17 protein-coding genes are annotated in these 20,097 nt (G+C 65.3%); 2 read left to right on the forward strand and 15 right to left on the reverse strand.

What is annotated here, in order from left to right:
* Positions 1-20 precede the first annotated feature (20 nt).
* The 13 genes from ACV7GQ_RS07920 to ACV7GQ_RS07980 all read right to left on the reverse strand — a co-directional run bounded on the left by ACV7GQ_RS07920 (position 21) and on the right by ACV7GQ_RS07980 (position 14,701).
* Positions 21-797: a helix-turn-helix transcriptional regulator gene (locus ACV7GQ_RS07920; protein ID WP_470312970.1), complete on the reverse strand. Its 777-nt coding sequence runs from the start codon at positions 795-797 to the stop codon at positions 21-23.
* Between the two features lie 290 nt (positions 798-1,087).
* Positions 1,088-2,140 (reverse strand): HTH-type sugar sensing transcriptional regulator TrmB, encoded by a 1,053-nt coding sequence (gene trmB, locus ACV7GQ_RS07925; RefSeq protein ID WP_470312971.1) that lies wholly within the window; start codon positions 2,138-2,140, stop codon positions 1,088-1,090.
* A gap of 48 nt (positions 2,141-2,188) precedes the next feature.
* A complete protein-coding gene (locus ACV7GQ_RS07930) occupies positions 2,189-3,334 on the reverse strand; it encodes an ABC transporter ATP-binding protein (protein ID WP_470312972.1) in 1,146 nt (381 codons plus the stop codon).
* A gap of 151 nt (positions 3,335-3,485) precedes the next feature.
* Positions 3,486-4,856: an ABC transporter substrate-binding protein gene (locus tag ACV7GQ_RS07935; RefSeq protein WP_470312973.1), complete on the reverse strand. Its 1,371-nt coding sequence runs from the start codon at positions 4,854-4,856 to the stop codon at positions 3,486-3,488.
* Positions 4,857-5,122: 266 nt separating this feature from the next.
* The gene (locus tag ACV7GQ_RS07940; RefSeq protein ID WP_470312974.1) at positions 5,123-6,187 is read right to left on the reverse strand and encodes a glucose 1-dehydrogenase; all 1,065 of its coding nucleotides are present in this window, start codon (positions 6,185-6,187) and stop codon (positions 5,123-5,125) included.
* 58 nt (positions 6,188-6,245) lie between these two features.
* Positions 6,246-7,316 (reverse strand): Gfo/Idh/MocA family protein, encoded by a 1,071-nt coding sequence (locus ACV7GQ_RS07945; RefSeq protein WP_470312975.1) that lies wholly within the window; start codon positions 7,314-7,316, stop codon positions 6,246-6,248.
* A 54-nt stretch (positions 7,317-7,370) separates the two neighbouring features.
* Positions 7,371-7,577, reverse strand: coding sequence for a DUF8005 family protein (locus ACV7GQ_RS07950; RefSeq protein WP_470312976.1), 207 nt, complete (start codon positions 7,575-7,577; stop codon positions 7,371-7,373).
* 4 nt (positions 7,578-7,581) lie between these two features.
* On the reverse strand, positions 7,582-8,778 hold the full coding sequence (locus ACV7GQ_RS07955) for an ABC transporter ATP-binding protein (RefSeq protein ID WP_470312977.1): 1,197 nt from the start codon (positions 8,776-8,778) through the stop codon (positions 7,582-7,584).
* Positions 8,779-8,781: 3 nt separating this feature from the next.
* Positions 8,782-9,783, reverse strand: coding sequence for a carbohydrate ABC transporter permease (locus ACV7GQ_RS07960; protein WP_470312978.1), 1,002 nt, complete (start codon positions 9,781-9,783; stop codon positions 8,782-8,784).
* 1 nt (position 9,784) lies between these two features.
* On the reverse strand, positions 9,785-10,774 hold the full coding sequence (locus ACV7GQ_RS07965) for a carbohydrate ABC transporter permease (RefSeq protein ID WP_470312979.1): 990 nt from the start codon (positions 10,772-10,774) through the stop codon (positions 9,785-9,787).
* Between the two features lie 76 nt (positions 10,775-10,850).
* Complete coding sequence (locus tag ACV7GQ_RS07970; RefSeq protein WP_470312980.1) at positions 10,851-12,368, reverse strand: extracellular solute-binding protein; 1,518 nt, start codon at positions 12,366-12,368, stop codon at positions 10,851-10,853.
* Positions 12,369-12,595: 227 nt separating this feature from the next.
* The gene (locus ACV7GQ_RS07975; RefSeq protein ID WP_470312981.1) at positions 12,596-13,675 is read right to left on the reverse strand and encodes a TrmB family transcriptional regulator; all 1,080 of its coding nucleotides are present in this window, start codon (positions 13,673-13,675) and stop codon (positions 12,596-12,598) included.
* Between the two features lie 51 nt (positions 13,676-13,726).
* Positions 13,727-14,701, reverse strand: a complete 975-nt coding sequence (locus ACV7GQ_RS07980; protein ID WP_470313144.1) for an aldo/keto reductase — start codon at positions 14,699-14,701, stop codon at positions 13,727-13,729.
* Between the two features lie 117 nt (positions 14,702-14,818).
* On the opposite strand from ACV7GQ_RS07980, the gene ACV7GQ_RS07985 reads away from it, so the two are divergent.
* Together ACV7GQ_RS07985 and gfcR are read left to right on the forward strand one after the other, a co-directional pair.
* Positions 14,819-15,634, forward strand: a complete 816-nt coding sequence (locus ACV7GQ_RS07985; protein ID WP_470312982.1) for a DUF8054 domain-containing protein — start codon at positions 14,819-14,821, stop codon at positions 15,632-15,634.
* Between the two features lie 315 nt (positions 15,635-15,949).
* Positions 15,950-16,588 (forward strand): transcriptional regulator GfcR, encoded by a 639-nt coding sequence (gfcR, locus tag ACV7GQ_RS07990; RefSeq protein WP_470312983.1) that lies wholly within the window; start codon positions 15,950-15,952, stop codon positions 16,586-16,588.
* On the opposite strand, the gene ACV7GQ_RS07995 is transcribed toward gfcR, so the two are convergent.
* Together ACV7GQ_RS07995 and ACV7GQ_RS08000 are read right to left on the reverse strand one after the other, a co-directional pair.
* Complete coding sequence (locus ACV7GQ_RS07995; RefSeq protein WP_470312984.1) at positions 16,589-18,304, reverse strand: alpha-glucosidase; 1,716 nt, start codon at positions 18,302-18,304, stop codon at positions 16,589-16,591.
* 76 nt (positions 18,305-18,380) lie between these two features.
* A complete protein-coding gene (locus tag ACV7GQ_RS08000; RefSeq protein ID WP_470312985.1) occupies positions 18,381-20,096 on the reverse strand; it encodes a glycoside hydrolase family 13 protein in 1,716 nt (571 codons plus the stop codon).
* Position 20,097 lies beyond the last annotated feature (1 nt).

Consider the following 20,097-nt stretch of genomic DNA (forward strand, 5'->3'; position numbering starts at 1 on the left):
ACTTTTAGGTTCGCCAAAATCTACTCGGCCGACAGGTAGGTCTCCATCGGCGTCCCGTCGTCCCAGACGACGTCGAACAGCTCCCGACCCCACTGGACGGCCGTGTCAGCCGTCGAGAACACCTTCGCGTCCGGCCAGTCGCCGTCGTGGTCCGGCAGCGTGAGGATGACCCACTCCTCGCAGACGCCGAGCGCGAACGGCACCGACGAGACGCGGACGGGCGTTTCCTCGTAGCTCCGCGAGTACGGCCCCTCCTCCAGCTCGGGCAACACGTCGTCGACGACCCGCCGCCCGACGACGAGGCGCGAGTCGGCGTTGTCCGGCATCACCTCCTGATACTCCCGGTGGTACATCGGCGACACTATCTCGCAGCTCTCGACGGCCTCGACCTTCGAGACGACCCACGGGACGAGGCCCCTGAGGTCGTGTTCGGTGCGCTCTTTCACCTCGTAGGGCCGGAGTTCGGGAAGTCGACACCGGAGGGACTGCGGCAGGACGCTGGTGTCGTGGCGCTCCCAGTACGTCTCGTTGGCCGCGATGAGCCTGTCCGTCGCCCGCTGTCGTTCCAGCGTGTCGCCGACGAGACGCCCGGCCCCCGTCAGCCGCCACCCGTCCGGCGTCTCCGTCACCACCCCTCTGGTCTCGAGGTTCGACAGCGCCTCGTAGACCGCCGACTCGCTCGCGTCCAGCGCGGCCAGCAGTGCGTCCGTCGGTCGCGGCCGTTCACAGAGCGCGTCGACGACGTCGGACCGGACCGTGGACGACCCGACGTACCGAACGAGCGAGTCAGTCGCCATTATTCCTACGAGCCAGTAGTGAAATCGAACCCACATATCGGTTTCCATTGTCACCGGAGCGTTCCGCGCCGCGTGGGTCGACGGCCGCTCCGTGGAGAGTTCCGCTCGGAGATACTCGCACCTTTTTGTCGTTCTGTCGAGCAGGACACATGCTGTCTGCCCGAAACAGCGTCCCCCGCTGACGATGCCGCCCCCACACGGCATCTACCCACCCGACACGCGGCGACCAGCGGGTCGCCGCGCCGACCCGACGTGGGCACCCGCCCACGCACTCATTGTCCTTCGGTCCGTCAGGCAGTCGGTGGCTCGTCCCGGCCGACCTGTATCTCGTAGGCCTCGATGTCCTCGTAGGCCGCCACCTGTCCGCCCACGTCGACCGGACCGTCCGCTGTCTCGACGACCAGCGTCGCTATCTCCCGGTTGGGGCCGAAGGAGGCCTCCGCTACCTTCCCCTGTGCGACCCAGTGGTCGCCCGTCATGACGTCCCGGCCCTCGATGGTCGCGTAGAACTCGCCGTCGAGCGCCGTCAGGTCGGAGATGCACCGCCGTATCGTCCCGTACCGACGCGGGAATGGGAGCTCCATGCCGTCCGAGGCGATGACCTCTGCAGTGGTCCAGAGCACGGTGTTGAGGAACCCGGAGACGAGGAAGCCAAGTTCCGAGCGGTTGAAGATGACGCCGTAGCGGTCGGTATCGCCGCGGATGGACTCCCGGGTCGCGTACATCGAGTAGTTCCCGTCGGCGACGGCGACCACCGGCGTCGTGATACCGCGCCGTCCCTTGACCGTCGTCGCTACGGAGTGGTAGTCGAACTCCTCGGGGTCCGGTGCCTCCGAGGACGGCGAGAGGAGGATCTCGATGGCGATGCCGGAATCGCGTCGCTCGGCCAGCTGTGACTCGAACCGGTCCAGCAGGGACGGCGTCAGCGAGAGCGTCAGCTCGTACTCCGCCGTCTCGATGATGTCGTCCAGATACCGCAGGATGGTCGGCCGTGACTTCACGAGCGAGACGGCCTCGGGTTCGCGGGCCGGCGCGGTGTAGCGCGTCGAGAGGTCGTCGACGAGGTCGTCCAGCGAGTCCTGGATGTCGCCGAACGCCTCCCGGGGGTCGATGGCGAGGACCTTCATCGGTCGGGACTCCTTCAGTTCGACGAGGCCGACGTCGCTCAGACTCCGGACGGTGTCGTACACTCGGGGTTGCGGGATATCGGTGTTCTCGGATATCTCAGAGGCTGTCAGTTCGCCGTGTTGGAGGACGGCCAGATACGCAGCGATCTCGTACTCGCCGAGATTGAAGCGTGCAATGACCTGCTCGAGTGACGCCTCCAGGTCGTCACTGGACATACGACGGCGTTCTCCGCTCGGCTACAAAGAAGTTCGGCTATCGCCGCGCTACCGTACGGGCGGCGATTCGGCGGCGTCGAGTTCACGGTTGCGGAGCGCCTCGCCGGAGTGCCGGTCGAAGAGGTGGATGGCCTCCTCGGGGAACTCCACGACGAGGGTCTGCTTCGAGTCGACGCTCTTCATCCCGTCCAGCACGGCGGTGAAGAGGTTGTCCTCCTCGACGTCACTCCCCTCGAAGACGAGGTGGACGACGTTCTCGTCGCCCATCGGTTCGACGACGTCGACCACGGCACGGTAGTCGTGGGTCGAGTCGACGGCGGACTTCAGCGTCACGTCCTCCGGTCGGATGCCGAGGACGAGCTCCGTCTCCCCACCGAGAGACGAGAGGGTCGCCTCGGACAGTTCGTACTCGAACTCGTCGGCCACCAGCGTCGAGCCCTGCCGGTCCACCTCGAAGAAGTTCATCGACGGCTCACCGATGAAGCCACCGACGAACAGGTTGTTCGGCTGGTGGTAACACTCCAGCGGCGTCGCGCACTGCTGGAGGACGCCGTCGTTGAGGATCGCCACCCGGTCGGACATCGTCATCGCCTCGACCTGGTTGTGGGTGACGTACACAGTCGTCACGCCGAGGTCCTCCTGCAGTTGCTGGAGTTCGGTGCGCATCTCCGCCCGGAGTTTGGCGTCGAGGTTCGCCAGCGGCTCGTCCATCAGGAACACCTCGGGGTCACGGACGATGGCGCGGCCCAGAGCGACGCGCTGTTGCTGGCCACCGGAGAGGTCGCTCGGCGGCCGTTCGAGGAGCTCGGGGATGCCCAACAGTTCCGCGGCCTCTTCGACCCGCACGTCTATCTCGTCGTCGGGCATGTCCGTCGACTCCTCCAGGCCGAAGGCCATGTTCTCCCGCACGGTCATGTGCGGGTAGAGGGCGTAGGACTGGAACACCATCGCCACGTTCCGTTTGGTCGGCGGGACGTCGTTCATCACCGACTCGCCGAGCCGGATTTCGCCCTCCGATATCTGTTCGAGACCCGCGATCATCCGGAGCGTCGTGGACTTCCCACAGCCGGACGGGCCCACCAGTACCAGGAACTCGCCGTCGTCGATATCTATCGAGACATCGTCGACGGCGACGATCTCCTCACCGTCGTCGTCGAATATCTTCGTTACGTTGTCGAGTGTCAGACCTGCCATCGCTCACTTCCCAATTGAGTTACTGCTGTTTGTAATCTTTCGATGCTGGCTGGGCGCTCCCAGCACGGTGCCGTCTGAACCCCCCACAGGATGACGTATATACCTGTCGCTACGGGGGGCTACGCCGAAAGAATCGCGGTTCGAGACGGCCCTACAGGTTGCTGTAGGCGTCGACCATCTGGCTGATGACCTCGTCGTTCGAGGAGCCGGTGATGAGCGCGCTGATGGCGGACCCGACACCGGACTTGACCGACGGCTTGACGGCCAGTCCGTGCTGGAGGGACGGGGGCTGGGCGTCGGAGTTGCCGAAGTCCTCGATCTGGTCCTGCGAGAACGCGTTGAACGGCTCCGTGTTCGCGTCCGTGCGCGGCGGGATGGACCCCTTCTTGGGGTTGAACAGCTCCTGCCCCTCCGTGGTCCCACAGTAACGGCACCACTTCGTCGTCGCGTCCGGCGACGGGTTGGCCGTCGGGTACGGGAACGAGTCCATGTTCAGCATGTAGTTCCCCTCGGTGCCGGGGAAGGTGATGTGGTCCCAGTCCTCGCCGTACTCGAAGCCGTCCGTGCCGACGTAGGTGCCGGCCGCCCAGTCACCCTGGTGGATGAAACCGGTCTCGCCGTTGATGACGCCCGAGTTGGCCTCGGTCCAGGAGATGGACCCGGCGTCGCTCGGGTAGTACTCGCTGTACTCCCGGACGATGTCGAGGGCGTTCGCGATGGCGTCGCGGTTGGCCTCGATGTTGCCTTCCACCCACGTCGCGTTGTAGGTGTCGGCGTCGGTGAGGCCGAGGAAGATGGTCGCGAACATCTGGACCGTCGACCACGCGGAGCCGGTCTGGTGGGCCATGCCCGTGTAGCCGGCGTCCGAGACCGCCTTGAGCGCGTCCGTCACGTCCGAGGGCGTCTCGAGCGAGGACGGGTCCACGCCGGCGTCCTCGATGACGCTGACGTTGTAGAACAGGTTGTTGATGCGGTGGATGTTCAGCGGGACGGTGACGTAGTTACCGGCCGGCTGTGCCGCCTCCTTGACGCCGCCGAGGTAGGCGTCCTTCATGCTGTTCTGGCTCCAGACGGACTCCTCGATGTCCTCGAGGAGGTTCGCGTCGGTGAACGGGATGAGCGCCTTGCCGGGCCACTGCTGCCACGTGCTCGGGTGGCTGCCGTTCTGGACGCGCGTCCGGATGTTGGTCTGCAGGTTGCTCCCCGCGCCACCGGCGACGAGGTTGTCGTCTGTCGCGACGTTCGGGTAGGCCTCCTTGAAGCCCTCGAACAGCGCGTTGATGGCCGCGTTCCCGTCACCCTCGCCCCACCAGTGGGCGACCTCGAGGGTGTTGGTCTCCGTGGCCGTGCTGCTGCCACCGTCGCTGCTATCGCCGTCGCCGCTGCTGCCGTCGCTGCTACCGCCGTCGCCGCCGCTGCCGCCGTCGCCACCACAGCCAGCGAGCGATGCGGCACCTGCCGCACCAGCGATCCGGAGAGCGTTACGCCTTGTCAGCCGTTTGTCAGAGTTGTCGTCAGTCATGGTTGCACCAATACCTCATCATTCCTTATTGAGGATTCGCACTTAATACTTCTGTATGACAACAGCGCCCATTTTACCAACGGGCAAGCACCGTTTGACACGCCGCAGTCTGTCGATTATGAGTTAATTCGGATTCGGATGAATAATTCGGTCTGCCCGGATATGTAAACTATTTTGGTATTGTTTCACGTGCTTCCGTAGGTGAAATTTGAACCGTCCTACCATGATATCGCAAGTGAAAACTCGGCCGCGCGGGGAGTCCCGGTTCAGAGCGTGTCGAACTCGACGACCGCCTTGATCTGCTCGTCGTCGTCGACGAACGCCGGTGCGACGTTCTCCGGGTCGGCGACGGTCGTGATGAGGCTGTCCAGCAACCACTCGGGCATGTCCTCCAGCGTGTCGATGGCGTACTCGAAGTGCCTGACGTGGGAGTTGACGGTCCCGACGAGGCACTTGTTGTGGAGGACGAGTTCGTTGTGCAGCGACCCGCCGTCCACCTCGAAGTCCCACGGTTCGGGGATGCCCAGCAGGGCACCGACACCGTTCGCCGCGAGGGCGTGGACCGTCTCGACGACGTGTGGTGCGAACCCGGTGGCCTCGTACATGTAGTCGATCGACTCGTGGGCCTCCGGGATCTCGTCGACGGACGTCTGCCGGGAGTCGACGTACGTCGCACCGAGCTCGTCGATGATGTCGACGGTCGGGTCCGGTCGGTCACGTCGGCCGACGCAGTAGGTCCGGTCGAACTGCTGGCCGAGCATCCACAGCGTCAACAGGCCGAGCGATCCGTTCCCCAGCACACAGGCCGTCTCGGGCCGCCACTCGAACGGTTCGCGGGTCGCGAAGGCGTGTTCGTTCGCCTTCTCGGTGATGGAGATCGGTTCGACGAAGAGGCCGTACTCGGCGAGGTCCGCAGAGAGAGGGACGAGAAAGTCAGCCGGCGAGGTGAAGTACTCCGCCATGTAGCCGTGTGCGCCGACGATACCGCGCTCGAAGTACTCACCCTCGGGAGCCATGTCCGGCTCGCCGCGGCGGAAGTACTCGTTGGTCTCGCCGTCGGGTTTCCGACGGACGGTCGGGACGACGACCTGCCCCTCCTCCAGTCCGGTCCCGTTCGGGTCCTCGACGACACCAACCGCCTCGTGACCCAGGATCATGTAGTCCTCGCCCTCGGGGTACCCACCATGTGCCCCGGCGATGACCTCGTGGTCCGTGCCGTCGACGCCCACGCGAAGGGTCCTGACCAGGGCCTCCCCGTCGGCCGGTTCCGGCCGCTCTATCTCAAGCAACTCAGGTTCGTCTCCGTCCCGTGTCACACCAATCGCTTGCATAACCTATCGGACTGTGAGAGTACTCGGGATTAAGTCTTTCTTCACCGTTATACGGCCACTAGTCGAGCGATACCGCACGCCCCTGCTCGCTGGACCGGTAGATGGCGTCCATCACTCGCTGGACGGTCAGCGCCTGTTCGACCGTGTTCGTCTCCGGTGGCTCGCCGGCCGCGACTGCCTCGACGAACCGCTGCTGTTCGAGCGCGTGGGGCTCGTCGTCGCGGGTCTCTATCTCGCTCGTCCGGTGGTGCATCACGCCGGTCGACGCCGTCTCGTACAGTTCGAGCGACCCGTCCGCGAGGTCCAACCCCGCGCCGGCCTCGTCGCCGCGGACGTAGTACTGCTGGCTGTCCGGTCGGTTGGTCGCCCACGCCACCTCGAGCGTGACCGTCGACCCGTCCGCACAGCGCACGAACGCGCTGGCTGAGTCGTCGACGCTGAACTCGTCCGCGCCCTGGTCCTCGCCCCACATCCGCACGTACGCGTAATCGTCCTCGGTCCCGAACTGGGCCCGCGTCTCGCCCGAGACCTCGACCACGTCGGGGTAGCCGAGGAGGTACAGCGAGAGGTCGATGGCGTGTGCGCCGATGTCGATGAGCGACCCGCCGCCGGCGATCGGCTGCTGGGTGAACCACGACCCCCGTCCGGGGACGCCGCGGCGGCGGATGTAGTCGGCCTCGACGTGTGTGACCTCGCCCAGCGTCCCGTCGTCGCGGTAGCCCACCAGCGCCTGGACGGCGTTCTCGAATCGATTGTGGAGCCCGACCATGCAGAACCCCGGTGCCTCGGCGGCGGCCGCGGCGATGCGTTCGGCACTCGCGAGCGAGTGTGCGAGCGGTTTCTCGACGAACACGTCGAGTCCGGCTTCCAGTGCGCCGACGACGTACTCCTCGTGGTACTTGTTCGGCGTGGTCACGAGCACGGCGTCGACGTTCGCGTACAGCTCCGTGGGGTCCTCGTACACCGTCGCGTCGTACGCCGCCGCGAAGGACTGTCGGGCGTCCGGGTCGACGTCCATCCCCGCGGTGACGATGTCGGCGAGACCGGCCTGCTGGAGCCGGTCACAGTGCAAGTGCGCGATGTTACCGAGGCCGACGAAACCGAGTCGGACTGTCGAGAGGTCGGTCATGTGTCTGCTGTCACTGGTGGATGACAGCGGACGAGACGAGAAAAGGGTCCCGGGTCAGTACAGCTGCTTCTCGCGCTCTTCGCGCTCCTCTTCGCGTTCCTGCTTGGCCTTCTCGGCCCGGCGGTTGCGTCGGTACTGGACGAGCCCGGGGATGATCTTGTTCTTCAGGTCCAGGATGAACGACCCGATGCCGTAGGCCCAGAAGAAGAACAGCACTAACAGACCGCCCCAGTACACCGTCGCGACGAGGTGGCCACTCATCGTCTCAGTCGTCGCTCTCCGCCTCGCTGCCGGCGGGCCCGCCGGCGGCGGCCATCGGCTCGAGCTTGTGGACCAGCGCCTCGCCGGTGTCGGTGTCGAACAGGTGGACGTTCCGCCGGTCGATCGCCACCTGAATCTCCTCTTCCTCCTGTATCTCTGAGTCCGGTTCGATGCTCATCAGGAGCTGGTTGTTCGTCGTCCGCTCCTGGTCCATCGAGGTCTCGCCCTCGTCGAGCAGCATGTAGGCGAATATCTCGTCGCCCATCGGTTCGAGGATGTCTACCCGGGCGTCGATGAGCGCGGAGGGGTCCCGCACCTCCGTGCGTTCCTCGCTGGGGTAGATGTCCTCCGGCCGGATACCGATGGTCACCTCGTCGCCGGCGCCGATGCCCTCGACGGTGGCGGGGTCGAACGCCAGCGAGAAGTTCGGCGTCTCGATGGCGTCGTCCGTGACCGAGCCGGCGACGAAGTTCATCGACGGCGACCCGATGAACCCCGCGACGAAGAGGTTGTCGGGCTCGTTGTAGCACTTCAGGGGCGGGGCGATCTGCTGGAGCGACCCGCTGTTGAGGACGGCGATGCGGTCCGAGAGGGTCATCGCCTCCTCCTGGTCGTGCGTGACGTAGATGATGGTCGTGTCCAGTTCCTTGTGGAGGCGCTGGAGCTCCGTCCGCATGTGGACCTTCAGCTTGGCGTCGAGGTTCGCCAGCGGCTCGTCCATCAGGAACACGTCCGGTTCACGGACGATTGCGCGGGCGATGGCGACGCGCTGGCGCTGGCCACCGGACATCTCGTCGGGCATCCGGTCGAGCATCCCTTCGAGCTGGACGATCTCCGCGGCCCGCTCGACCCGACGGTCGATCTCGTCCTGCGGGTAGTCCCGCAGACGCAGGCCGAAGGAGATGTTGTCGTAGACGTCCATGTGAGGGAACAGCGCGATGTTCTGGAACACCATCGCGATGCCCCGGTCCTTCGGCGGGAGGTTCGTCACCTCTCGGTCGCCGATGTACACCTCGCCCTCGCTGGGGATGGTGAGGCCGGCGATGGTCTCCATCGTCGTCGACTTCCCACAGCCGGAGGGACCGACGAAGCAGATGAACTCCCCGTGGTCGATGTCGAGGTTCATGTCGTCGACCGCGGTGACAGTCTCACCCTGGTCGTCGTAGCGTTTCGTCACGTGTTCGAGTCTGAGTCGTGCCATTGGTTACTCCTTGAGTGCGCCTGAGGTCAGTCCGCTGACGATGCGTTCCTGGGCGACGACGACGAGGATGACCACCGGGAGGACCCCGACGATGCTCGCCGCCGCCATGAGGTTGAACTGCGTGGTGTACTGGGTCTGGTAGCTGAGGATACCGCCGACGAGTGGCGACCAGTTCTCGGCAGACGGCGACAGCGCCATGATGGAGCTGAAGAAGTACTCGTTGTACACCGAGATGAAGGTCAGCACGGCGGCCGTCGCCACGCCGGGCGCCGAGAGCGGCATGATGACCCGGAACAGCGCGCCCAGCCGCGTGGTCCCCTCGACCCGAGCGGCGTCCTCCAGCCCGTCGGGAATCTGGGCGTAGAACGTCGTCAGGATGAACACCGCCAGCGGGAGGAACAGCCCGCTGAACGGTATCACCATCGACCCCGGTGTGTTCAGCAGCCGCGGGGCGGTGAACAGCGGGATCTGCGTGAACGGTATCAGTATCGGTTCGTTGCCCGCGAAGGCCTCGAACAGCGGGATGAGGAACGCCGCCGGTGGGAAGTAGCTGATGGCGAGGATACCGAGCATCAGCAGCGCCCGCCCGGGGAATTCCAGCCGACCGAAGACGTAGCCCGCGAGGCTGGCGACGACCAGCACGATGATGGTGGTCGTGATCGCCAGCGCGAAGCTGTTCAACACGAACAGGTGGAACGGAATCTGCTCGAAGATAGTGATGAACGCCTCCGGATTGATGCCCTTGTTCGGCACCGGCAGCGGGAAGGTCAACGGCGCGCCGAACAGGTCGATGGTCGGGAGGAAGCTCCCGGCCAGCAGGTTCTGGCGCGGCGTCACCGCCAGCACGAGCAGCCAGTAGAACGGGAACAGCGTCGTGACGATGAAGAAGCTCATCGCCGCGTAGAACAGCGCCCGGTACACTTTCCCCGGGTTCTGGATGGCGCTCTTGGTCCATCGCTCGAGCGGTCCACCTTCGACGTCGTCGGACTGGTTGGTTGTCGCCATCTTAGATCGCGTCCTCCCCTTGCCACAGGATGATGACCATCACCACGAGGCCGATGATGGCCGCGGTGATGAACGCTATCGCCGCCGAGGTCCCGGCACGCGTGTTGAACGTCGCTACGACCATACACGACAGTGACGGGACGACGGCACAACTCGAGACGGTGTCGATGATACCGTACACCCGCATCGCACCGACCATGCGGAACAGCACCGCGACCCCGATGGTCGGGAGGATGAGCGGGAAGGTGATCATCTTGAACTGCTGCCACTTCGAGGCACCGGCGACCTTCGCCACGTCGTAGAGGCCGCGGTCGATGCTCTGGAGGCCGGCCAGTATCAGCAGCGCCATGAACGCCGACGTCTTCCAGATGTCGGCCACCAGGATGATGAACAGCGCGCTGGGCGGGTCGTTGAGCGTGTTCGTCGCCGCGAGCAGCCCCAGGTCCGCCAGGGGCGGCGTCGCGAACCCGACGTTCGAGTTGAACATCAGGTAGAAGATGATGCCCTGGATGACCACCGGCACCGCCCACGGGATGATGATGGCCGCACGGACCCAGCGCCGGCCGTAGAAGTCCTGGTCCAGCACCAGCGCCTGCCCGAGACCGATGATGGTCTCGAAGAGGACGCTGACGACGGCGAAGATGATGGTCACCGCGAGCGCGCTGTTGACGAGGGGACCCAGGCCGAGACTGGTCGGCAGGAAGGTGTTACTCCCCGGGAGGAACCGGTCCTTCTCGCCGGTGAACACCTCGATGTAGTTGTCGAAGCCGACGAAGTTCAGCGAGGTCAGGTCCGTCCCGACGGCGTACAGCGACAGTTCGAAGGTCCGGAGCAACGGGTACAGCGCCACCACCGTCATGATGATGAATATCGGGGTCAGCAACAGGTACGCGTACTGCGTGTCGCTGAGGTTTTCCATCCATCGGACGGCCCCGATGAGAAACCCCGACCTGCGGGACTCACGGCCAGTGTCGGCTGTATCAGTGCTCATGGCCTGCTGCCCCTCCTATGTGGGTTATGAACATGGGTGAAGAATGAATAAGCTCGTTTGTAAAACTATGCGTGGCTTACGCCGACTCGGTCTCTTCGAGGGTGGACGCCAGTGCGTCCATCGCCTCCTGTGAGGAGGTCTCCTGAGCGACCGCACGGTTGGCCTGCTGTGCAATCTTGCTGGTCTGGTTGCCCCAGACGGAGGTGGTCGGGCGCGGCATCGTGTTCTCACCGGCCACACGCAGCGTGTCCATGTAGCGGCCCGTCGGCTCCTGCTCGCGGGCCACGTCGGAGTTGAACAGCTCCGGCTTCGGCGGCAGCCAGCCCCAGACCCGCAGCAGGTCGAGGTTGAACGAGTCCTGCGTGACGGCGCGGAACAGCTCGGTCAGGGCCTCCTTGCTCTGGCTGTTGGGGTTGCCGACGACGTGCCAGCCACCCAGGGCGGAGGTCGTCCCACCGGTGCCGGGCTGTGCGGCCTCGCTCTCGGGGACCGCGTACGGGATGGGCATGGTGCCCAGGTCCGTCCCGAAGATCTCCTCGCTGCCCGCGCTGGCGATGGCGTAGGGCCAGTTGCGGTGGAACACGGAGTCGCCGTTCTCGAACGGCGCCTTCGAGGGGTTCTCGATCCAGCCGAGGATGTCCGTCGGCGTGAAGCCGCCGGCGTAGCCGTCGAACTCGCCGCCGAAGTCCTCGTCGTGGACGAACTTCCGCATCATGTTCAGCGACTTGACCGTCTCGGGCTCGTTGACCGTGATCGGCCGTTCGCCGACCGGGCCGAAGAGGTTGTCGCGGCCGCCGAAGTACGCGCCGCCGAACGAGGACATGACCTCGTTGAACGTACAGCAGGCGGTGCCGACGTAGATGTCCCACTGGGTTGTGAAGCCGTAGTCCAGGCCGGCGTTGTCCTGGACGTCGGCGGCGATGTTCGACCACTCCTGCCAGGTCATCGGCTCGGTCGCCCAGTTGTTGGACTCGGGGCTGTAGCCGGCCTCCTCGACGAGGTCCTTGCGGTACAGCATCGTCGGGAAGTCCGGGAACAGCGGCACACCGAAGAGCTCACCGCTACCAGGGTCACGTGCCGTGTCGGTGAACCCCTGGAAGTAGTCGTTGTTGACCGTCGAGAGGACGTCCTCGGGGAGCTCCTGGGTCAGGTTCATGATCTGTCCGCGCTGGATGAAGATGTTCACCCACCCGTTGTCCATCAGCATCGCGTCGGGTTTCGTCTCCCCGGCGCTGAGCCGTCGGTTGAAGTTCGACCTGACCTCGCCGGTGTTCTGACTCTGCTTTGCGAACTTCAGTTCCACCCAATCCGGGAGGCCCGCGTTACGGAACGCGTCGCGGACGCCCTGTTCGGCCTCCTGGATGATTGGCGCGCCCATGCTGAGCGTGACCGACTGGGTCTCCTGGCCGCTGCCGTCGCCCGTCGAGCCGCCGTCGCTTCCACCGCCACCACCGTCGCCACCATCGCCACCGCCGACGAAGTCAGCGCAGCCTGCGAGCCCTGCCGCGACGCCTGTCGCCCCTGCCGCGCGGACGAACCGTCGCCGCGAAACGCTTGATGAGCTGTCGCCGTCTCTCGTGCCATTGTCCGACATGTCTATTCTCAGGTTACGTGGGCACCACTTAAATGTTATCCATAATTAACCACAGGTGTTGTTAATGGCGTGTCGGCGAGACTTTAAACATGAACTTTACTGACATATGTGCGGTGAAGTCAACAGGAGATATATAAACGCTCGGTAATGCAAAACGGCCGTTTGTCGTTTCGGCGAGCTCGAACGCGGGAACTGAGGTACTGTTTATCTCGCGCGCGCTGCTGCGCTCACTCGTACGTGACGCTCTCGACGGTTATCTCGGTGGCCTCTATCTCCTCGAGGACGGCGCCCCAACCGCCAATCTGGTAGGACTCGCCGTCCACGTCGAGTGTCAGGTTGATGCGGCCCGCGAGCTGGGCCAGCGGGACCGGGTCGGTCCGGCCGAGGGAACTGCCGGTGTAGTCGACGCCGGTGACGGTGCCGGTCAGTTCGGCCTCGGCATTGGTGTCCGTGTCGTACCCGCGGACGGTGGCGACTATCGTGGCGCCCTCGGCCAGGAGCGGTTCGATATCTCGGACCGCGTGCCGCAGGTCGACGTAGGTCGTCGGGGTCTCCGGCGTCCGCTCCGTGTAGAGCGTGTCCCAGATCTCCCAGAGGCAGGTGAGGAAGAACCAGTGGAAGAGGTAGGTGTGGGTCCGGTCGTTGACGAGGACGCCGTACTCGTTGACCGAGTGGCGGTGGGGCGCGAAACAGGTCCAGGTCCGGTCGACCAACACGAGGAAGGGCGCCGGGATGTCCCGGTGGCGGGCCTCCGTGCAGGTCCCCTCGATGGTCTCGACGTCGGGGATGTCCGCGTCGTCGGGCTCCGTGCAGATGCTGAGCTTGATATTGACGCCGCGCTCGTGGGCCGCCTGGAGCGCCGGCCGCAGCGCGTGGAACTGCTCGGGGTCGACGCCGAGCTGTATCTGGTTCTCCGCGGACTCGATGAGCTCCCGGGCGCGGTTCAACACCGTGTCGAACCGCTTGACGATGCTGACCTCGTGGTCGGTTATCTCCGGCTCGTTCCACCGGTCCTCGATGGTCTCGGCGGCGTCGAGGTACTTCGTCGAGCGCGACCGCAGGTCCTCGAGGACGCCCTTCGGGTTCCGGGCCCGGGCGGTGAGGCTGTCCTGTTGGAACGTCTCGATGTAGTCCTTCGACTCGAGGTCGCGGAGGACGTCGTAGATCCGCGGGTCGGGCACGTCACACGACTCGGCGACGTCGGTGGCCGACGCCGTACCGAGTTCGAGCAAGGCCACGTACGCTTCGGCCTGGTAGGGAGAGAGGCCGGCGTCCTCGAGTATCGTCGTCAGTTCGTCGTCGTCCATGGGTGTGGGAGGCGTCTGTGTTCGAGGTGGGTGTCCATCTGTCGAATCCTGTCAGTCCTTGCCTTTCACAGGCCATTGGGGGTACTTCGGCCCTTCGATACGCTCGAGGTCCGCCGGCGAGAGTTCGAGGTCGACCGCGGCGACGTTCTCCTCGAGGTGGTCCATGGTCCGCGGGCCGATTATCGGCGCGTCGACGACGTCCTTGTGGAGGAGCCACGCCAGACTGACCTGCGCGGGCGTCGCGTCCCTGTCGGCGGCGATGGCCCGTATCTCGTCGAGAACCGCCCAGTTCTCCTCGGTGAAGCGGTTCGCCGTGTACTCGTCGTCGGTCGCGCGCCCTGACTCGGGGGCGCTCTCCCGGTCGTACTTCCCGGCGAGGAAGCCGCCGGCCAGCGGCGACCACGGGATGACGCCGATACCCTCCTCGGCACACACGGGCAACAGGTTCGCCTCCTCGTGCCTGTCGACGGCGTTGTACTCTGGCTGCATGCAGACGAACCGCTCGTAGTCCTCGACGTCGGCGGTGTAGAGCGCCTTCTGGAACTGCCAGTTGGCCATCGTGCTCGCGCCGATGTACCGGACGTACCCCTCGTCGACGAGGTACGAGAGGGCGTCGAGCGTCTCCTCGATGGGCGTCTCGTCGTCCCAGCGGTGTATCTGGTAGAGGTCGATGTAGTCGACGCCCAGTCGGTCCATGCTCTCGTGACACTGGTCGATGATGTGTTTCTTCGAGAGGCCACCGCCGTTCGGGCCGTCGAACATGTCGAAGTACACCTTCGTCGCGAGGACGAGCTCCGACCGCCGGTGCGAGTCGACGACGCTCCCGACTATCTCCTCGCTCTCGCCCGAGGAGTAGGCGTTGGCGGTATCGAGGAAGTTTATCCCGAGCTCGAGGGCCCGTTCGACGATGTCCCGACTCCGCTCGACGTCGTTCAGCATCCACGGTTCACTGCTGCCGAAGTTCATCGTTCCGAGACAGAACTCGGATACCTCCAGTCCCGTCGAACCCAGCGTCGTGTACGACATCTCCCCGTCGTCCATGGGAGCATGTAACAACACCTGTTGTTAAAAAGTTTGGTGGGTAGTAACAACACTCTCCGCCTGAAGTGAAGGCTAATACCGTGGGGGCGATACGACTCCGTGATGGACGAACTGGACTCGCTGCGCGAACCCGACCACACCGGGTCGAACAGATGCTGGCCGTGTACGCTCGTGAACGCATGCCTCGTCGTGCTCTTCGTCCTCTGGTTGCGCGTCCGGGACCGACGGGTGGCGAGTCTCGTCGTCGCGACGGTGGGTGTCGCGGCGATATACCTCCGTGGCTACGTCGTGCCGTACACCCCGCAGTTCGCACCGCGGCTCGTCGCGGCGTCGCCGCTCCCGAACGACCTGTTCCACGACGCCGACGTCAGGGACGACGACGGTCGGGACCCCGAGTCCGAGCGCGAGTCCCTCACCCAGACGGAGCTGGACGGGGAGACGGTGCTGTCGGAACTCGCGGCTGCCGGCGTCGTCGAGGCCGACGGCGAGATGCTCCTGCTGACCGACGCCGTCGACGCCGCGTGGCACGAGGAGATGAGCCGCCTGTCGACCCGCTCGCTGTCGGCGCTCGCCGACGAGACGCGGCGGACCCTCAACACAGTCTCGGAGACGGACACGTTCACCGACGGGGACGAGTGGGTCGTCATCGACGACGAACTGGTCGGCCGACCGGTCGTGGTCGCCGAACTGGCGGCCTACCACGTCCTCGGCGAGTACCTCGACGACGAGTCGGTCAGGCTGGCCGGCGCGGCGTCGTTCCGGATGTTCCTCGACGAGTGCCCGGTGTGTGAGGTCGCTCTGGTGGAGTCGTCGGAGGTCTCGTGCTGCGGTGGCTACCTCAAGCCGAACCAGTCGCCAGACGATGTCCTCGTCTGCCCGTCGTGTGAGCAACGGCTCTTCACGTTCCCGAGCGAGTGAGCGGTCGGTCAAAATCGGCGGGAAGGCGTCCCGCCTGTGCGTCGACTGGTGACAACCATGCTCGCCGGTCTGACAACCGACGAAGGTGGGTGGTGGGGGGTTGGCCGGGCGTGCGACGGTGGTGGGAAGCGAGGGCGTGTGGGGGGTGCGATGGCAGTCGCAGTCGCCCTCGGTGGTGCCGTCTGCGCCGTTCGGCCACGAACGACGGGTACGACCCAGCCAACAATGGGTAACAACGGCCGTTGTAAATAGTTTTCGGCGGGCGAACGCGCCGAGAGCACTGCCTATTAAGTCGTGCCACCCGGAGTGAGGAGTATGAAGAACATCGACGACCTCGTCGACAGCGCCGCCGACCTCGCCGAGCGCGGCCTGTCGAAGGGCGAAATCGCCGACGAACTGAACGTCTCCCGAGAGACCGCCAGTTGGCTGGTCGAACGGAGCGGTACCGGCACGACGCCGAAGAGCGAGCCGACCAGCGGCCCGCACGACATCCACGTGGACTGGTCGGCCGTGGGCCGGGACAGCAACCGACTCCACCACGTCGGGTGTTCGATGGCCGACCTGCTCTCGAAGCAGGGCGAGGACGTCGACCTGACCATCGGCATCGAGAAGGCCGGCGCACCGCTGGCGACCACCGTGGCGCGGGAGCTCGACACCGACCTCGGCACCTACGCCCCCACGAAACACCAGTGGGACGACGACGACAGCGGCACCAGCGACGGGACGTTCTCCCGGAACTTCGCCCAGATACGCGGCCGCGACTGCTACGTCGTCGACGACACGATAACGAGCGGCAACACCATGACGGAGACGGTCGACGCGATCCGCGAACAGGGCGGTAACCCCGTCGCCTGCGTCGTGCTGGCCGACAAGCGCGGTATCGAGGACATCCGCGGCGTGCCGGTGTACTCGCTCCTGCAGGTCATCCGCGTGGGGAGCGACGACGAAGAGTAGTCAGCCGAGGTCGTAGATGCGCGCCTCGTACGGTCGCATCGTCGTCCGGTCGGCCGGCTGCTCGTCGTAGTTCCCGAACAGGACTGGGTTGTCGACGCCGTCGACGTCCGCCACGTCCCGTCGCTCGTCCTGCCAGTTCAACACGACCAGCACCGCCGCCTCGCCCAGCGTCCGACGGTGGGCCCAGACGTCCGGGTACGTCTCGTCGGGCAGGACGTACTCCGTGTCGCCGTAGACGAGCACCTCTGACTCCGACCGGAGATCCAGCAGTCGGCGGTAGTAGTGGAAGATGGAGTCCGGGTCGGCCATCGCCCGTTCGGCGTTGATTCGCTCGTAGTCGTCGTTGACCTGAATCCACGGCTCGCCGGTCGTGAAGCCGGCGTTCTCGGAGTCGTCCCACTGCATCGGCGTCCGGGCGTTGTCCCGCGACCGGTTCCGGACGAACGGGGCGATGGTCTCGTAGGGCACGTCGTACTCCTCGGTCAGGATGTCGACCTGCCCCCGGGCCTCGACGTCGCGGATGTCGTCCCTGTCCCAGTCGGCGTTGGTCATCCCTATCTCGTCGCCCTGGTAGAGGAACGGGGTCGCCCGCTGGGTCAGCAGGAAGGTGGCGACGAGTGTCGCCGACTCGCGGTGGTACTCGTGAGCGTCGCCGTACCGCGAGACGGCCCGCGTCTGGTCGTGACTCCCCATGTAGAGGCAGTTCCACTCGTCGCCGACGCCCTCGTCCCAGTAGCGGATAGCCTCCTGCAGGTCCGCGAGCTCCATCGTGTTCAGCAGCTCGTCGAGTTCGTCGTCGCTCGCGCTCGCCAGCGTCTCCATGCCGACGTAGTCGGGGCTCCACTTCCCGCCGGGGCCGTAGGTGACGTCCATGTGGTCGAAGTGGACCACCATGTCGACGCCGTCGTCGTAGTACTTCTTCGCTTCCTCCGGGTCGGCGCCGGGGGTCTCGCCGATGAGCATGACGTCGTAGTTCCCGTACGTCTCGGCGGCCATCTCCTGCATGAACTCGTGAATCCGCGGCCCGTTGAAGTAGAGGTCCATGTCGAACCAGTCTTCGCCGGTATCGGCGTCCGGCAGGCCCGGTGGTTTCGAGATACAGGAGATGGCGTCCATCCGGAAGCCGTCGATGCCCTTCTCCAGCCAGAAGTTCATCATGTCGCAGATGGCCTCGCGGACGTCCGGGTTCTCCCAGTTGAGGTCCGGCTGCTTCTCGTCGAACAGGTGGAGGTACCACGCCTCGCGGGTCTCGTCGTAGGTCCACGCCGGACCGCCGAACAGCGATATCCAGTTGTTCGGGGGTTCGTCGGGGTCGCCCTCGCGCCAGATGTACCAGTCGTCCTTCCCGCCGTCGGGGTCCCGGGACTCCTGGAACCACTCGTGTTCGTCCGAGGTGTGGTTGACGACGAGGTCCATGACGAGGCGCATGTCCCGGTCGTGGACGTCGTCGAGGAGCCCCTCCCAGTCGCCCATCGTCCCCATCTCGTCCATGATGGTGCGGTAGTCGCGGATGTCGTACCCCATGTCGACGTTCGGGGAGTCGTAGACGGGGCAAATCCAGACGACGTCGACGCCGAGCTCGTCGAGGTAGTCGACGCGGTTCCGGATGCCCTGCAGGTCACCGACGCCGTCGCCGTCGCTGTCGTTGAAGCTCCGCGGGTACACCTGATAGACCGACGCCTCTTTCCACCACGCGTGGTCGGGTTCGTTACTCATCGTCAGTGTGGATGTGAGTGTGTGCCATGTTCGGTGTCTGTGCTGATGCTGGAGCGGGTAGCCGAAAAAACTGCACTCAGTCGAGTTGATATATCCGCGCCTCGTAGGGCGCGAGCGTGACCGTCTCCGGCGCCTCGTCGCTCCGGTCGTAGTTCGACAGGAGGAGCCGCGCCTCGTCGTACTCCACGGGCAGGTCGACGGTCGGCCGCTCGCCGAAGAAGTTCAGGACGACGAGGACCTGCTCGGTCTCTCCGTCCTCCGTCACCGTGCGCGTGTACGCGTAGACGGTTTCGTGGTCCGGCAGGAGGTCGTCGTACTCCCCGTAGACCAGCGCGTCCTTGCGCTCGCGGAGGTCGACGAGGTCACGGTAGTAGTGCAGGACCGAGTCCGCGTCGGCCTCGGCCGCCTCGACGTTCACCTCGTCGTGGTTCGGGTTGACCTGTATCCACGGGTCGCCGTCGGTGAAGCCGGCGTGCTCGGAGTCGTTCCACTGCATCGGCGTCCGGGCGTTGTCCCGCGAGCGGTAGCCGACGACGTCTTTCACGTCGTCGTAGCTCTCGTTCTCCCCGGCCTCGAGGAGTTCCTCGGCGTGGTTGATGGCGTCGACGTCGCGCATGTCGTCCATCGACTCCCACGGCGCGTTGGTCATGCCCAGTTCCTGCCCCTGATAGATGTAGGGCGTCCCGCGCAGGGTGAGCATGAACGTCCCGAGGAGCTTCGCCGACTCGCGGCGGTAGTTGACGGGGTCGCCGTACCGCGAGACGACGCGTGGCTGGTCGTGGTTCTCCCAGTACAGCGCGTTCCACCCCTCGTCTTCGAGGCCGGTCTGCCAGCGGCCGACGATCTCCTTGAGTTCGGTCAGGTCCCACTCGCCGACGGCCCAGCGCTCGTCGCCGTCGTAGTCGAGCTTCGTGTGCTGGAAGTGGAAGGCCATGTCCAGCGGACCGTCGGCGCTGACGTAGGTGCTGGCCTCGTCGACGGTCAACTGGGGCATCTCGCCTACGGTCATGATGTCGTAGTTCGAGAGGACCTGCTCGTCCATCGCCTCCAGGTAGTCGGTCATCTCGGGGCCGTCGATGAAGTGCTCGGAGCCGACCCACTCGCCGTCGGGGTCGCCGTCCGGGAGGCCGTCGGCCTTCGAGAGGAGGTTGATGACGTCCATCCGGAAGCCGTCGATGCCCTTCTCCAGCCACCACTCGATGGTGTCGAAGACGTCCTGCCGGACGTCCTCGTTCGTCCAGTCCAGGTCCGGCTGTGAGGTGTCGTAGAGGTGGAGGTAGTACGCTTCGCGCTCCTCGTCGTACTCCCACGCGGAGCCACCGAAGAACGACTCCCAGTTGTTCGGGGGGTCCTCGCCGTCGCCCTCGCGCCAGATGTAGTAGTCCTCGTACTCCGGGTCGCCTCGCCGGGACTCGACGAACCACTCGTGGTCCCGGGAGGTGTGGTTGACGACGAGGTCCATGATGAGGCGCATGTCCCGATCGTGGACCTCCTCGAGCAGGAGCTCCCAGTCGGCCATCGTGCCGAACTCCTCGTAGATGGCGCGGTAGTCGCTGATGTCGTAGCCGTTGTCCTCCTGCGGGGAGTCGTAGACGGGGTTGAGCCAGATGACGTCGACGCCGAGCGAGGCGATGTAGTCGAGTCGGTCGACCAGCCCTCGCAGGTCGCCGACGCCGTCGCCGTCGCTGTCGGCGAAGCTGCGCGGATACACCTGATAGACGACGGACTCTTTCCACCAGGCTCGTTCGTCGGCCGATACTGTGTCGTCGGGTCTCGTTCGCTGGATAGGCATG

This window comes from Haloarcula sp. MBLA0163 (assembly GCF_055632435.1).